General features: G+C 52.3%; 14 protein-coding genes. 9 read left to right on the top strand and 5 right to left on the bottom strand.

Annotated features, from left to right (window positions below):
• Positions 1-16 precede the first annotated feature (16 nt).
• Complete coding sequence (locus NEA10_RS18705; RefSeq protein WP_252662851.1) at positions 17-2,362, bottom strand: WD40/YVTN/BNR-like repeat-containing protein; 2,346 nt, start codon at positions 2,360-2,362, stop codon at positions 17-19.
• Positions 2,363-2,658: 296 nt separating this feature from the next.
• On the opposite strand from NEA10_RS18705, the gene NEA10_RS18700 reads away from it, so the two are divergent.
• Positions 2,659-3,051, top strand: coding sequence for a DUF4346 domain-containing protein (locus NEA10_RS18700; RefSeq protein WP_252662850.1), 393 nt, complete (start codon positions 2,659-2,661; stop codon positions 3,049-3,051).
• A gap of 10 nt (positions 3,052-3,061) precedes the next feature.
• On the opposite strand, the gene NEA10_RS18695 is transcribed toward NEA10_RS18700, so the two are convergent.
• Complete coding sequence (locus NEA10_RS18695) at positions 3,062-3,256, bottom strand: hypothetical protein (RefSeq protein WP_252662849.1); 195 nt, start codon at positions 3,254-3,256, stop codon at positions 3,062-3,064.
• Between the two features lie 72 nt (positions 3,257-3,328).
• Here NEA10_RS18695 and NEA10_RS18690 point away from each other — a divergent pair, with 72 nt between their 5' ends.
• On the top strand, positions 3,329-4,531 hold the full coding sequence (locus NEA10_RS18690) for a tRNA (guanine-N1)-methyltransferase (protein ID WP_252662848.1): 1,203 nt from the start codon (positions 3,329-3,331) through the stop codon (positions 4,529-4,531).
• A gap of 114 nt (positions 4,532-4,645) precedes the next feature.
• Here NEA10_RS18690 and NEA10_RS18685 read toward each other — a convergent pair whose 3' ends face one another.
• Positions 4,646-5,044, bottom strand: a complete 399-nt coding sequence (locus NEA10_RS18685; protein WP_252662847.1) for a DUF4278 domain-containing protein — start codon at positions 5,042-5,044, stop codon at positions 4,646-4,648.
• A 255-nt stretch (positions 5,045-5,299) separates the two neighbouring features.
• Here NEA10_RS18685 and NEA10_RS18680 point away from each other — a divergent pair, with 255 nt between their 5' ends.
• Positions 5,300-6,121 (top strand): glycoside hydrolase family 24 protein, encoded by an 822-nt coding sequence (locus NEA10_RS18680; protein WP_252662846.1) that lies wholly within the window; start codon positions 5,300-5,302, stop codon positions 6,119-6,121.
• Here NEA10_RS18680 and pyk read toward each other — a convergent pair.
• A complete protein-coding gene (pyk, locus tag NEA10_RS18675) occupies positions 6,118-7,914 on the bottom strand; it encodes a pyruvate kinase (protein WP_252662845.1) in 1,797 nt (598 codons plus the stop codon). The genes NEA10_RS18680 and pyk overlap by 4 nt on opposite strands.
• A 158-nt stretch (positions 7,915-8,072) precedes the next feature.
• On the bottom strand, positions 8,073-9,302 hold the full coding sequence (locus tag NEA10_RS18670) for an urease accessory protein UreH domain-containing protein (protein WP_252662844.1): 1,230 nt from the start codon (positions 9,300-9,302) through the stop codon (positions 8,073-8,075).
• Between the two features lie 225 nt (positions 9,303-9,527).
• Between NEA10_RS18670 and NEA10_RS18665 the strand changes: the two genes are divergently transcribed.
• The 6 genes from NEA10_RS18665 (at position 9,528) to NEA10_RS18640 (ending at position 14,831) form a co-directional block, all read left to right on the top strand.
• Positions 9,528-10,103, top strand: coding sequence for a hypothetical protein (locus NEA10_RS18665; RefSeq protein ID WP_252662843.1), 576 nt, complete (start codon positions 9,528-9,530; stop codon positions 10,101-10,103).
• 293 nt (positions 10,104-10,396) lie between these two features.
• Complete coding sequence (locus NEA10_RS18660; protein ID WP_374111806.1) at positions 10,397-11,707, top strand: ABC transporter substrate-binding protein; 1,311 nt, start codon at positions 10,397-10,399, stop codon at positions 11,705-11,707.
• A 78-nt stretch (positions 11,708-11,785) separates the two neighbouring features.
• Positions 11,786-12,694, top strand: a complete 909-nt coding sequence (locus NEA10_RS18655) for a carbohydrate ABC transporter permease (protein ID WP_252662841.1) — start codon at positions 11,786-11,788, stop codon at positions 12,692-12,694.
• Between the two features lie 221 nt (positions 12,695-12,915).
• Complete coding sequence (locus NEA10_RS18650; protein WP_252662840.1) at positions 12,916-13,785, top strand: carbohydrate ABC transporter permease; 870 nt, start codon at positions 12,916-12,918, stop codon at positions 13,783-13,785.
• A complete protein-coding gene (gene folK, locus NEA10_RS18645) occupies positions 13,782-14,258 on the top strand; it encodes a 2-amino-4-hydroxy-6-hydroxymethyldihydropteridine diphosphokinase (protein ID WP_252662839.1) in 477 nt (158 codons plus the stop codon). The genes NEA10_RS18650 and folK overlap by 4 nt, the downstream gene beginning before the upstream one ends.
• A 27-nt stretch (positions 14,259-14,285) precedes the next feature.
• Positions 14,286-14,831: an NUDIX hydrolase gene (locus NEA10_RS18640; protein ID WP_252662838.1), complete on the top strand. Its 546-nt coding sequence runs from the start codon at positions 14,286-14,288 to the stop codon at positions 14,829-14,831.
• Positions 14,832-14,868 lie beyond the last annotated feature (37 nt).

Below are 14,868 nucleotides of genomic sequence, written 5' to 3'. Positions count from 1 at the left end.
AACTAAGCAGTGATTATTAATTGAGTAAAACGACCAAAGAGCCACTAAACACCACAATGGTGCCAATCACAGGTAGGACAGGACGAGGTATCGGTAAGCTGCGACGACGAGTGAACCAACTGAGAACCCCGTAACTGACTAGACCGAGAACGACTGCCAGACCGAAGCGGAACACCCGACCTCGATAGACATGAAAATAAATCTGAACCTGGTCCCCAAGGCTGGGATTAGCGAGTGCTAAGTCAGGAACTCGCAGGGTTTCCCAGCTTGTGCCTTGATCCCTAGAGCGATAGAGGGTGGTAGTTGTATCTCCCATGGCGTAGAGAGTATTGTCTTGGTCGTAGTTGGGGGAAAACTGAATCGCCATCCCAGCCGAGGGAATACGATCAATCTTTGAGAACAGAAGCTGGTTATCACCGGTTTGACTAAAACTCTGACCGCCATCGGTACTACGCCAGAGTCCCCGGCCGCGAATCGTGACCATGACAGTCTGATCGCGGGCAAATTCCGGAGAGACGGCGATCGCCTCAACATAGCCATCGGCAAGGTTAGCTAATCCCGGAACGACATCCCAGGACGCACCCGCATCTAAAGACCAAAACACCCCGCTATTGGTCCCGACAAAAATTGTTTGATCTTCCCGATAATTGGGAGAGATAGCAAGCTGGAGATGACGGCGTGTTTCCCAGGCAGCGTCTGGGGTTAAATGTTCCCAAGTTTCAGCGCGATCGCTCGATCGATAAATGCCTCCCGGACCCGTTGCCAACAAAACGCCATCCTCCAAAAAATTGGGAGAAGCCACCAAAGCAGGAGCATCATTCCCACTTGGGACACCGATATTTGCCACCTCCTGGAAATGACGCCCCCCATCCTCCGAGCGAAAAAATTCACCCTGCTGTCCTGCGACATACACCGTTTGATCCTCAGCAAAGTTGGGAGAGACAAGGATGGTGACCCCTCGAACTTCCGAGGGAAGAGAAATCACCTTCCAAGACTCCCCTGCATCAGTTGATCGCAGGAGTTTTGTCCAAAGAATCGATACAAAGAGAGTTTTATCTTCGGCGTAGTTGGGTGAAAAAGCCGCATGAAAGTAACGGCGAGGATCCTGATACTGTTCCTCAAAGGTGTTAGTAAACCAGGGCAGATGCAAGCCACGGCTCGAACGAACCCAGTTTTCACCGCTATCACGAGTTAAATAAATGCCATTGACATAGGTTCCAATAGCGAGAGTGTGATCCTCAGCATAGTTAGGAGAGATAGCAAAAGCCGTGACAATGTTGGGGGAGAGAGTTTCCAGGCTTTGCCACTGCTGACCCCCATTATCGGAGCGATACAAACCGTTGAATCCCCCTAGGAAGATTAACCCCTTAGCCCAAGCCGCCGGGGAAGTATCCAGGGTATAAAAGTGAGGTTCCTTAAGTTCATCCGCCTGCCGATCTTTATCCAACCCATCTTGGGCCGTCATCCAAGTTTGACCACCATCAAGGGAGTGAAAAAAACCAGCATCCCAGGTTGACAGGAGTAACTCGGGGGAGTTGTTCCCCTGACTGACGGCGAGTAAGTCGGTGATGTAGGGGTCGGGAATATCTGTATCCAGTGCGGTGAGCTGGTTCCCGCCATCTGTACTCCACCAAACTCCAGCAGCTTCGGTTCCCAACCATAACTGACTATCCCTGCTGAAAGTTGGTGAGGGAGCGATGGCTGTAATGGAGCCGGTTTCATTGAGTTGGCTCAAACGAACCCAGGTCTCCCCCCCATCATCAGAACGGTGTAACTCCCCCTGATGAGTTCCCACGAAGATGGTGTTGGGGCGATCGTTACTGAAGGCGATCGCCGTGATTTGCCGGTTGTCCATCCAGACAGATTGCCAGGCTTCTCCCCCGTTATCACTGCGATAGAGGCCCCCCTCCTGGCCCGCGACCAGAACCCGGTTGGCATTATTTGGGGAGACTGCGATCGCCCCTAAGTTGAGACTCCTTAAGCTATTGGTTCGCTGAGTCCAAGAGCGGCCCGCATCTGTGGATTGATAGACTCCATCCCCTCGGGTACTTAAATATAAAACATCTCGGCTTTGAGCCGATACCCTTAGATCGGAAATTTCCTCATAGTCCAGTCCCTGAACGAGTCGTTGCCAGGAGTCACCGGAATTGGTGGATTTATAGAGATTGTTGCGGACAACAATAAAAACAGTATTATCCTCGTCAAACCCAGGAGAGAGAGCTACATGAGTTACGACATGATGAGGCCTATGGGCCCAAGCCGGTCGCGCACCCGCCATCACAGCACTGAGTAGGATGATTAGGCTAAGGATGAGAGAGAAAAATTTGGATCGGGGGACATCGAGATCTAAGCGGTTCACCATGGCAAAGCCTCCTCAACTTGAGGATTACGCAAACGTTTTCCGTTAAGAGGGAATGCAAGGTTTACGCTGGCTCGGAGGGGATCAGGTCGAACCTACTCCAGTCGTTTGTAGCATTGATATGGATGGTGGGGATAGTCTCCATCCAAACGACGGCCATCTTGGCATAGAAAAACCAAGTTTGGGGAAATCTGACATTATCTTAAGACATTTTTAAGATTTCTTTGTGACAACATCTTGCGCTCAGAATAAATTTAGGCTAAGGTTAGGGTTTTGGCAGATGTAATTCTAATGAAACTATGATATCCCAAGCCTTTCGCCGCGAGGAACTGGCAGCCCTCGACGATCAACTGTCCAAACGCTTCATTCAACTTGACCCAGCGGGTTATTTCTTAATCTATCTCGACCGGGATGCCGGACTCATCTGCGCTGAGCATTATAGCAATGATATTAATGAAAAGGGTCTGGCCGTTGACCCAGAAACGGGAGAACCGATTCCCTGTGACGGCGGAGCCAAACGGCAACCGACGGTCATTTTTCGCGGTAAGACCGCCAAAGAACTGGGCATCAAGATTACTGAAGAGGCAGATCCAGTACCCTTAACCTACTTGGATCACGCCCTCTACCTGGGGCGAGAGTTTGTTAAAGCCGAGGCCGCACTTCTATCGGGTCAGGAATATATCCAAGATTAGGAAAATCCTCCTAAAACCGCTCTTCCATATCACCGCTATCCCGATGACTAACACTCAGACTCGTTTCCTCCATAGGGGACGAGTTTGGGGTATCGAGCCAGTTCTCCAAACCCGTCTTGAGGTCACTGACGTTATCGGCGCAAAGCTGAGAAATCAAGTCTTTGATTTCATCAGGATTGAGGTTGGAGCTAAATTGAGAGGTCATTGAATCTTGAGCGGTTTCAATGGGACTATCGAACCAGAATCACCCCAAAGAGTTCGGGGACTTCTGCACAACTTGGCTCGACTATACCATATTGGCTTGGAGGGTCAAGGTCTAGCCAAGATTCTGGCCGGCAAGGGTAACCATCAAGGAGAATCTGTTGTGGGTGAAGAGAAGGGGACTCAGCATGAGGGGGCCGTATCCTTTGAGGTGGGTCCGGGGTTTTATCGGCGTACCAGTCAGGTGGGGCGAGATTTAGCGATTTTGGCGGCGATGGTGGAGAAGGGCGATCGCGGCCAGTTGCGAGTATTGGATAGTATGGCCGGCTGTGGGGTGCGATCGCTGCGCTATTGGCGTGAAGGGGGAGCGGATTGGGTGCTGGCCAATGAGGGAAATCCTGAGATGAATGGGATTTTACGGAAAAATCTCCATCCTCTGTTGACCGCTGAGGCGGGGGAGATTTCTCACCGAGATGCCAACCGGGTCTTTTTCCAATGTTACGATCGCCGCGACTATTATGACCTGGTGGATGTCGATAGTTTTGGCGCGCCGGTTCCCTTTCTCAGCACCAGTCTCTGGGCCGTCCGTCTCGGGGGCTTAGTCTATCTCACCAGTACCGATGGACGTAGCGCCACTGGCCATGAACGGGAGCAGAGTTTACGGATTTATGGCGCCTATGGGCGATCGCACCCCAGCGGCCATGAACAAGGATTACGACTCCTCATCGGCGCCACCCAACAGCAAGCGGCTAGCAAAGGACTCGGCGTTGAACCTCTCTTTTCTCTCTATGCCCATTCCGTCTATCGGGTGATGCTGCGACTGGTGAAAGGACAACGACTGACGGAAGCCAACTATGGCTTTTTAACCTATTGTCATCACTGTGGCGAGTATGACACCCTATCGTGGCGTCACCTAGGACGGATTCCCCCTTGTCCCCGCGATGGCGCTGTTCGCGTCGTCAGTGGTCCTCTGTGGCTGGGGCCCCTCCATGATGCCCACTATCTTCAACGTATGAGCCGTCGGGCCCAAGAACAGGGATGGGACAAACGAGTTAAACTGTTGCAAACGATGGCCGAAGAGTCAGACCTCCCTCCCTATTTCTACGGTCTGGGAGAGATTAGCCGACGCAATCACCAGGATACCTTACCCCGAGAGGTCTTACTAGAACGGTTGAGGGCCCAAGGCTACCGCAGCAGTGCCAGCCATATTAACCCTCAAGCCGTGAAAACCGACGCCGACTTTGCCACCTGTGTCGCCATCGCCGCTCAACCCCGATAAGCCGCAAAAAAAGGCTGTCTCCCACCTAGGGTCTCCCCAGGTCGGAAACAGCCCCACGCTCCCAAGATTATCTCAACAGGTGAGTGCGGATGTTCAGTTCTCAATCGGTCCGGTCTAACGGCTGCAAACTAGCTGTTGGCTTTCTTGTTCCAAAAGCTTTAAGAGCCGTTCATCACCGCGATCGCGCGCGCTGGCAATACGAGCCGACAGACGCTTGCAAAGGTTTTCCTGATGAATTTGATCAACCCGAGAAAATGCAGCGGCCGCCATCGAGACCGACGCTCCCACCGGTTGGGACGCCGTCCGTTCTCGGGGTTCTGCACCCCCATTGACGGTACTGCGATAGGGGACTCCTCGGTAGGTTAGGTCAGCCACCGGTTGCACCAGAGTCATGTGGCGAGGATAGCGGATGGGGTAAGACTGACCCCGATAGGTCGCCATAATCTCACTTTCCTTCATCTCTAGAGACGGAGGAGTGTGATCGTAAGGAACACCGCGATAAGAGAGTTTCATGAATCAGAACGTCCTAAACATTCGTGACAACAAAGAAAAAAATGATGCGGTTGAGACTTCGCTGCCGAAATCTAAACTGAATAACTGCTTGAATCAGAGTTATATTCTGTATTAATTTTAACACTTTCCCCAAAATCATGTCAAAGAATGCAGACATAAAACGTTGCAATCGGGCCGGCTGCGAAGAGTGATCCCCGTTGAGGGTATGCTAGAACAGCAGTCTTAGACTTCAACCTTGCGACCCAAAAGGCTCATATGATGCCTGATCCCCGACCTCAGCCCCCCAACTCACCCACCCCCATAGACACCAGACTCCCAGCAGGATACAGGCGACCCCTCTCCCGACGACTCACTCAACTGCGGCAATTGCGGCAACAGCAAAAACAGCGAGTCCGACTCTGGATCAGTCTGCTCAGCGTTGGCTTGCTATTCCTGGTGACGGCTGTATCGATACGATTGTGGGGGGCCACAGGTTCCATGGAACGTCGTCGCGATCGCCACCAGGGTCCTCTCTCCTCCGACAGCGATCGCAGCCGTCAACGATATAAGCCCTTCACCGACACCTATGTTGACGAACTTGTCCCAGAAGTGCGGGCCCTCCTCGATACCATTGCCTTTGCCGAAGGAACCCAGGATGACCTAGGCTATCGCACTCTCTTTACCTTTTCGACCTTCAACAGCTATAGCGATCACCCTCGTCGTCTTCGCTGCGCCTCCTCTGGCGGCCGTCGTCTCTGTTCTGATGCAGCAGGTCGCTATCAGATAATTAGCAGCACCTTTGATATGGTGGCCCAACGCCTAAATCTCGACGACTTTTCCCCCAAATCCCAAGACTTAGCAGCCGTGGAACTCATTCGTTTGCGAGGGGGACTCAGTAAAATCGAAGCCGGAGACTTTGACGGGGCCATTTGGGCCATTCGAAGAGAATGGGCCAGTTTACCCGGAGCCGGCTATGGACAACCCGAAGCCAATCGCAACGACCTCGAGCGCATTTATCAACAACGGCTTGAGCATTATCAAAGCCTAGATCCCGTTCAGGAGAGGGTTCCCGTCGTTCAAGACCAATATCGTCCCTAGTGATTCAGCAAATCCTCCTTTTGCAGATTACTCGGGGCACCAGAATAGACAATCCCTCGCTGAACATCCAAGGTCACAATAGCCCCTTCCCGAATCAGCTTCGTGGCATTCTTAACCCCTAAAATTGCCGGTTTCCCTAACTGAGAACAGATAATCGCCGCATGACTGGTGAGGCTTTCTTCCTCGGTCACCACCCCTGAAGACTGCTTAATCATCTCAATGAAACTGGCATCAGTATAGGTGGTCACCAGAATTTCCCCAGGATTAAAGTTCCCCACAATCGACGCCGTGGGGGCAACCCGTGCTGGACCACTGACGGTAGCAGAGGCACTACCAACCCCAGTTCCCTGGCCTAATACCGAGGTCACCACGCCCACTTTCACCAAATCTGTGGAACCGGAGACTCCCTGAAGGGTTCCGGCCGTCATCACCACTAAATCCCCTTCATCCACCAAATTGTTTTCCAAAGCCACACTAATGGCAGCATCAAAGGTTTGTGAGGTAGAAGGCAAACTCAAAATCAAGAGAGTTTTCACCCCCCAGACCAATTGCAACTGACGGGCCACATTGACATGGGGGGTGACGGCCAAAATGGGGGCATGGGGCCGGAATTTGGAGACATTGCGGGCCGTTGAGCCACTTTTGGTCAAGGTCATCACCGCTGAGGCTTCCAGTTGAGCGGCAATTTGCCCCACGGCCTGACTAATGGCATTGGGAATCGATCGCCCGGTATCATCGACGCCACCCACATTCTGGACAATGCGATCGGCTTCAATACGGGTAGCAATCTGAGCCATCATGGCCACAGCTTTGACCGGAAATTCACCCACAGCGGTTTCATTGGACAACATCACCGCATCGGTTCCATCGAGAATAGCATTAGCCACATCAGAAATCTCGGCCCGAGTGGGACGGGGACTGGAGACCATGCTATCGAGCATCTGGGTGGCGGTAATGACGGGAATCCCCAAGCGATTGGCAGTCACAATCAGGCGTTTCTGTAAAATGGGGACTTCTTCAGCGGGGAGTTCAACCCCTAAGTCTCCTCGGGCCACCATCACCCCATCACTGAGGGAGAGGATTTCCTCCATTTGTTCGATGGCTTCGTGTTTTTCGATTTTGACAATGACGGGTACAGATTTACCGGCGCTGGCGATCAGTTCTTTGATTTCTAAAACATCTTGAGGGTTGCGCACAAAACTTAGGGCAACCCAGTCCACCCCTCGATCTAAGCCAAACATCAAGTCTTTGCGGTCTTTGTCCGTCAGGGCTTTCACTGAAAGACAGACTCCGGGAAAGTTCACCCCTTTGTTATTGGAGAGTTTGCCGCCGACAATGGTTCGACAATAGAGTTCTCCGGCGGCGGGATCGACTTTTTCGACCAGCATTTCCACTCGTCCATCGTCGAGGAGGATGGTGGCCCCGGCAGGAACTTCTCGGGCCAGGGGTTCGTAGGTGATGGAGGACATTTTCTGATTACCCTCCATAATATGACTGGTGAGAATGAAGGGGTCACCGTCGTTGAGAACGATGGAGCCTTTCTCGAAACGCCCTAAACGAATTTTTGGCCCCTGTAAGTCTTGGAGAATACCGACGGGTTGATTGAGTTCAAAGGAGGTTTGCCGAATTAGACGGATACTCCGTTGATGATCGTCATGGGTTCCATGGGAAAAGTTGAGTCGTAGGGTGGTCGCCCCTGCCAAAATTAGGTCCCGCAGCACTTCCGGCTTACTGGTGGCGGGCCCAATGGTAGCGACAATTTTGGTGCGGCGCAGGGGGGGACGTGGTTGCATGAACTCTCACTCTCAACAAATGTGGTGCTGATGGGTCGGCGTTTGAGGGTTAGTCGCCGAGTCAATGGACTGTCAATCATAGCCTGTCAGGGGCTAATCAGCATAGTTTCTCATGATCTCGGTCCGAATTGAACGGCGACGGCTCTGTCGGCTCTCCCCTAGGCGTTGGGATCACGGGAGGATAGGGATTGTTGGCTTAGGGCTTTTTTGCCGATTCCCCCCCGTAACAGGAAAACCGTTAGGGTCAATATCAGTAGTAGGAGCGATCGCAGCCAGTTCCCCCAATTGGGGGAGAGAGTCCCGAGATAATGGGAGCCTAGGGTGAGGCCGTGGAGAGTTGCTAAGACGAGGGCGGGACGGGTGAGGCCATGTAGGGGCCGCCAGTATTTGCCCAGGAGGCGTTGGGCGCGATCGCTACTACTGAGGGCGGCGGGAGTCATGAGGAGGAAGGCGCTAATGCCAGCCCATAGGGCCCAACGCTGTCGCGGCATCAGAAAGGCGATCGCCCTGGGGTTCCAGTCTAGGCTATGGTCGAGCATATGGCTGAGATGAGCTAACACCAATACATAGGCCCCAACCCCAATCAGGCGACGATAGCGCAGGGGACTCGGCCAAATAGGACGCAGGGGACGGGCGGCCAGGGCCAACATCAGTAAAAGTAAGGCGCTATGACCGGTTAAATCGACCATGGCGTCGGTGCGCAGCAGGGTGAGAAGGCCAATGCTGAGAGTCACCCAGCCCCCCAAGCGAAATAATTGACTACGACGATTGGCACTGAGTCGCGAGACGGACAGGCCCACCCCCACCATCATGGGAGCAGTTCCTAAGCCGAAGGCGGCCATGGCTAATCCCCCCAGTAGGGGACTCCCCGTTTCAGCAGCTTTGAGTTGGGCGGCGTAGAGAAAGCCACAGGGAATGAGTCCCCAACAAATCCCCAATAATAGGGGAACTGCACCATGGTTTTGCCCAGAAAGATGGTTCATCAGACGACTGAGGCGATCGTGCCATGTCCCTTTGAGGGGGTGCAGGAGGGGCAAGTTAGGCAGACTCTCAGGGTTGATTTGTCGCAACCCCATCAAGATCAGGAGTAGTCCGGTAAAGATAACGATCGCCTGACGAATCCAACTCCCCACACCGGCGAGTTGGCCCCCGGCGACGAGGGTGGAACTGACGGTTCCCAGAAGTACACCAACGCTGGTATAACTCAGAACTCGCCCTAGGTTCAGCAACAGGTGAAAGCGCCAGGGGACTCGATTTTGCTGTTGTCCCAGGGAAAAGGCGACGGTTAAGGGACCGCACATCCCGACGCAATGACCGAAGCTCCCTAAAAAGCCGAGGAGGGTGAGGGGCAGGAGTTCCCAGAGGTGGGCAGGAGTCAGATGAGGCATGGATTAAAGTGTGACGGCGCGTCTTTTGGCCTTTGGCTCGGGTTTTGTGATAATGGCGTCGCTAGCTCAGAGAACGCTGAACTTTTTTGAGTTATCTTTGATTTGTGAAATTGTATCATGGAAATTTCTAAAAAAACAAAATGGTGACTATACAACTTATTTTATAGTCCAGACTTAGCATTTATTTGGTATTATTTATTGTTGTGATTTTAAGGCAAAACAAAAATGATTAAAATCAGCAAAAAACAGACCTTTGAAATAGCTCACATCATTAAAACGGATGGTGATGTGGGAGCTTTGTTTCACTTGGAACCGGATCATAACCCCCGGGCTGGGGAAACAGCCCAAGTCTGGTTTGCCTTGACCACGTCGGGGGGACGAGCCATTCCCCTAGAGGATTGTGACTGTCGCCTCGACCTGTTTAGCCAGGGCGATCGCAGCGAGGCGATCGCCACTCCAGAGTTAACGGCAATTTCGGCAGAAAACTATCAGAACATTCCTGGGGCGGATGTGGTCTTTCCCGAGGCGGGACTCTATGAATTAGTCTTACAGGGGTCGCCTCAAAATGAAGGGAATTTTCGTGAGTTCACCCTCACTTATGAGGTCACGGTACGCCCTGGAAGCAGACGGTCAGAACGCCAATCTGAACCGAACATAGAAACCGCTTCAGAAACCCAGGCTCAGGAGTCAAACCTGGAGACTACTCCCAATGTAGATTTCAACGTGGGCATCTGGGGGGCGATGGTTGTGGGACTGGTCATTCTTCTGGCTGGGGGTTGGTGGTGGAAGCGATCGCGCTAAATACAACCCCTCATTTTCCCCAATCTGATAACCCGAACTCCCGGCAAAGAACGGGTCAGAAACTACCAGACGAGGGACAAGATGTAAAAAAACTTAACAGTGAAACCTAGCCGCAAACCTTGAAATTTGCCGGAAGCGATCGCACTATCGGTAGTGGGAAGCCGGGCTGAGATGCCTTGGCTGAGTCGTATGACTAAAAAATAGTATAAAGAAGGAAAACCGGTGGGAGGATTTGAATCTTCCCCAGTCCCTATCCTTCCCTAACACCGATATTCATTCATTCAATGATGATATTGAAATCCATTTGGCGTTCCTTGAGGCATTCATGGCAGAGCCTCTGGCAGAAACGACTCTTCTACGGGGCGATCGCCCTCATTACCGCTGTCCTAGTTTTTGGGATTCATCGCTTTGTCCTCAGTCAACAGCCGGTCCAAGTCAGTGTCTTGATGCAGGCCCTAGAACGGGCCCAGTGGGAACCCTTAGTCGAGCGGTTTGAGGAAGAAAACCCTGACATTCGCCTAGAGATTGTCGAAGGTCCCAACGCGACAAATCTCGTAGAAGACCTCTATACCTCCGCCTTCCTCCTAGGGGATTCCATTTATGACCTCGTCTATATGGACATCGTCTGGACTCCCAAATTTGCCGCCGCCGGTTGGCTCGATCCCCTCGATGATCGCGTCAGTGAGGAAGAACTGAGCGAGTTCCTAGAAGGGGACGTAGAGGGAGGACGTTTCGAGGGCCAACTCTATCGGATGCCCTTCCGCTCGGATGCCGGGATGCTGTACTATCGCAGCGATTTACTGGAAGAAAACGGTTTTGAAGCCCCCGACACCACCGAAGAGTTAATCGAGATTTCTCGCGCTCTGCAAGACCAGGGAGCCGTAGAATGGGGCTATGTCTGGCAGGGACGACAATATGAAGGTCTCGCCGCCGTATTTGTCGAAATCTTAGAAGGCCATGGTGGCTTCTGGGTTGATCCAGATACGGAAGAGGTCGGTTTAGATGAACCTGAGGCCATCGCCGCCATGGAGTTTCTGGTGCAAACCATTGATGACGGGATTTCTCCCCGAGGTGTCACCACCTATCAGGAAGAAGAGGCCCGACGCTTCTTCCAAAATGGTCGAACCGTCTTTATGCGCAACTGGCCCTATGTCTGGACCCTAGCCAATGAGGACAACTCACCAGTTCAGGGCAAAATTGCCATTAAACCCATGGTTCACGAAGCCGGATTCAATCCGGGAGCCTGTCAAGGGGGTTGGGGATTAGCCTTAGTCAAAGATAGTCCCCACAAGGAAGAAGCCTGGCGGGTGATTGAATTTATAACCAGTGAATCGGCTCAGAAAGAGTTTGTTCTGAATACTGGCTATGTCCCCAGTCGGCGATCGCTGTTCAATGATCCGGAGATTGTGGAGAAATACAGCCATTATCCCGATCTCTTGGAAGTCCAAGAACAATCGGTATTACGACCTCCCATTGCTCAATACGCCCAAGCCTCAGACATTCTGCAACGGAACATCAGTTCTGCCCTCACCGGTCGTGTCAGTCCTCAACGGGCCATGGAACGAGCGGCCGCAGAAACTCGCCGTCTGCTGGGTCAAAGTTAAGGCGTGACCCGTCAGACTCGCTCTGGGCTTCTAAGTTAGGCTCGTCAACGTTCTTTTGTTCTTTATTCTCTTAACGGTATGGCACAAAGCAATATGCGTAAACGCCAGCAACTCACGGGATGGGTGTTAGTTCTCCCGGCCGTGTTAGTTCTGTTATTAGTCTATGCCTACCCCATTGGCCGAGCCTTTTGGTTGAGCTTATTTACCCAGAACCTGGGGACACAACTGGAACCCGTGGCGACGGGCCTAGGGAACTATGCGCGAATTTGGGGCGATGGTGCCTTCTGGAATAGCATCTGGAATACAACCGTGTTTACGGTCATTGCCCTGACCTTAGAGTTAATCTTGGGGATGGCGATCGCCCTAGTTCTCAATCGTAGTTTCCGGGGACGGGGCGTAGTCCGCACCATTGCGATTCTCCCCTGGGCCCTGCCCACAGCCATTATGGCCTTGGCTTGGACCTGGATTTTCAATGACCAGTATGGCGTTGTCAACGATATCCTAATGCGCTTGGGATTGATTGACAGTGGCATTAACTGGCTCGGGGACCCCACCTTAGCCATGATCTCAGTGATTACGGCAGATGTCTGGAAAACCACGTCCTTTGTCAGTATCCTACTCTTAGCCGGGTTACAGTCAATTCCCCAAGACTTATATGAGGCCCACGCCATTGAAGGAGCGACCCCCTGGCAAAGTTTCCGACAGATTACCCTACCTCTCTTAATGCCGCAGATTCTCATTGCGGCCCTGTTCCGTTTTGCCCAATCCTTCGGGATTTTTGACTTAATTCAAGTGATGACAGAAGGGGGGCCCGGCGGCTCAACCCAGATGGTCGCCCTTTATATTTATGACAATGTTCGCCGCTATTTAGACTTTGGCTATGGCGCCGCCTTGGTGGTGATTACCTTTTTAATTTTGATTGCCGTCGTCGCGATCGCCTTCTATGTCCTAGAACGAGTTCGAAAATCCGCTGGTGCCGAGATGTAACCCCCCTACCATCTCTTGCCTCTTGCCCAAATGATGCGTTCCGGCAAGTTGGAATCGATAAGCCTAGGTCAAAACCTCTACTGATGCCGGGACGCATCCTACCGTCTCTTGCCTCTTGCCCAAATGATGCGTTCCGGCAAGTTGGAATCGATAAGCCTAGGTCAAAACCTCTACTGATGCCGGGACGCATCCTACCGTCTCTTACCCCTTGCCTCTTTATTATGACAACAACAAAATCTCAACCGCAATCCCAAGGATTTAACTGGAGCCAACTGGTCTTACCGATTTCAGTCTTCCTTGTTTTAGCCTTTAGCCTCGGGCCAATAATTTGGCAGTTTTTGACCTCCATCAAGACCAATGATGCGATCGTCTCAATTCCCAATGTCTATCTCCCCGGGCCCGACCAACTGACAGAGACTCACTACACCGACCTATTTGCCCGTCGTCCCTTCCACCGCTACATCTTCAATAGTGCCTTTGTTGCGTTTACCTCCACCCTCCTCTGTTTGGGGTTCGGCGCACCGGCAGCTTACGCCCTGACTCGGCTGAAACTCCCGGGAGAGCGGATTATTCTCTCGTTGGTGCTGATTATTACCTTGTTCCCCTATATTCTCCTGTTTTTGGGTCTGTTAGAATTGGTCCAATTTTTTGGGTTAGGGAATAACTACTTAGCTTTGATTGTTCCCTACACCGCCATTAACCTACCCTTGACAATTTTGGTGATGCGAAGTTTCTTCCAGCAGTTACCGAAAGATTTGGAAGATTCAGCGAAAGTGGATGGCTATGGAACCGTCTCCATGTTGTGGAAAATTGTCCTGCCCATGACCCTCCCGGCGATGGTCACCACGGGAATTTTGGCCTTTATTTTCGCGTGGAATGAGTTTATTTTCGCCCTAACCTTTATCACCCGAGATGCCATGCAAACCATTCCGGTGGCGGCGGCCCAACTTGGGGGAGCCTCTATCTTTGAAGTTCCCTATGGAACCACCGCAGCCGCAACAGTATTAGGGACAGCTCCCCTGGTGGTGTTAGTGTTGTTCTTCCAACGCAAGATTGTTCAAGGCTTAACCTCGGGAGCGGTGAAAGGGTGAAGGAATCAGTGGCGATCGCCCTGGGTAGCAATTTAGGCGACTCGCGAGGGATATTAGAGGGAGCGGTGGGCCGTCTGCGATCGCTCCTTGACAACCTACAACAGTCCCATTGGTATCGCACCAAACCCGTGGGCCCCCCCCAACCGGATTATCTCAATGGTTGTGTGATAGGGACCACCTCCCTAGAGCCTCTGGAACTGCTCCAGAGGCTTTTGGAGATTGAAGCCGAGTTTGGACGAGTGCGAGGGGAACGCTGGGGCGCGAGAACCCTAGATTTGGACCTGTTGCTCTATGGCGATCGCATCCTCAAGCATCCCCAGTTAGAGGTTCCCCATCCCCGCATGACAGAGCGAGGGTTCGTCTTAGTCCCCCTAGCCGAAATTGCCCCCCATTGGCGAGATCCCAGCTCAGGCAATTCGATCCGGCAGCTACAAGAGGCGTTAAACTATTCTGATGTACACTTAATTTCTTAAGTTACGGTCAAGCTAGAGTGAGTGTCTATGTCTTTTGCTCAGGAATCCCCAGAAATCCTTAAAAAGCGTCTCTTCTTTGGGGGTCGTAAGTTTGACTTTGAGGTTAATCGTTTACGTCTGCCCAACGGCGCGGAAGGAGACTGGGAGTGCATCCGTCATCCGGGAGGGGCCCTAGCGGTTCCCGTCACCCCTGAGGGGGAACTGGTGTTAGTCCGACAATATCGTTTCGCAGTCCAGGGGCGTATTCTGGAGTTTCCCGCCGGAACCGTAGAAGTCAATGAAGACCCTGGGGAGACGATTCGCCGTGAAATTGAAGAAGAAACCGGCTATCGAGCCAGTCAATGGCGGAAGTTAGGGGAGTTTATCCTAGCTCCGGGTTACTCCGATGAAATCATTTATGCCTATCTGGCTCAAGGTCTAGAGAAGTTGGAACGTCCTCCGGCACAGGATGAGGATGAGGATATTGAAGTGGTTTTGATGCGTCCCGAGGCCCTAGACGCGGCGATTCTAGCGGGAGAACCCGTTGATTCTAAATCCATGTCTAGTTTCTTGTTAGCGAAACCCTTTCTATAACTCGTTTTGGAGCCAACCCCTTCCTAAAATTGGAGTC

The organism is Phormidium yuhuli AB48 (genome assembly GCF_023983615.1).
GTDB lineage: Bacteria > Cyanobacteriota > Cyanobacteriia > Cyanobacteriales > Geitlerinemataceae > Sodalinema > Sodalinema yuhuli.
Note: the sequence above shows the minus strand (reverse complement) of the source record. Positions and strands in the feature narration are given on the sequence as shown.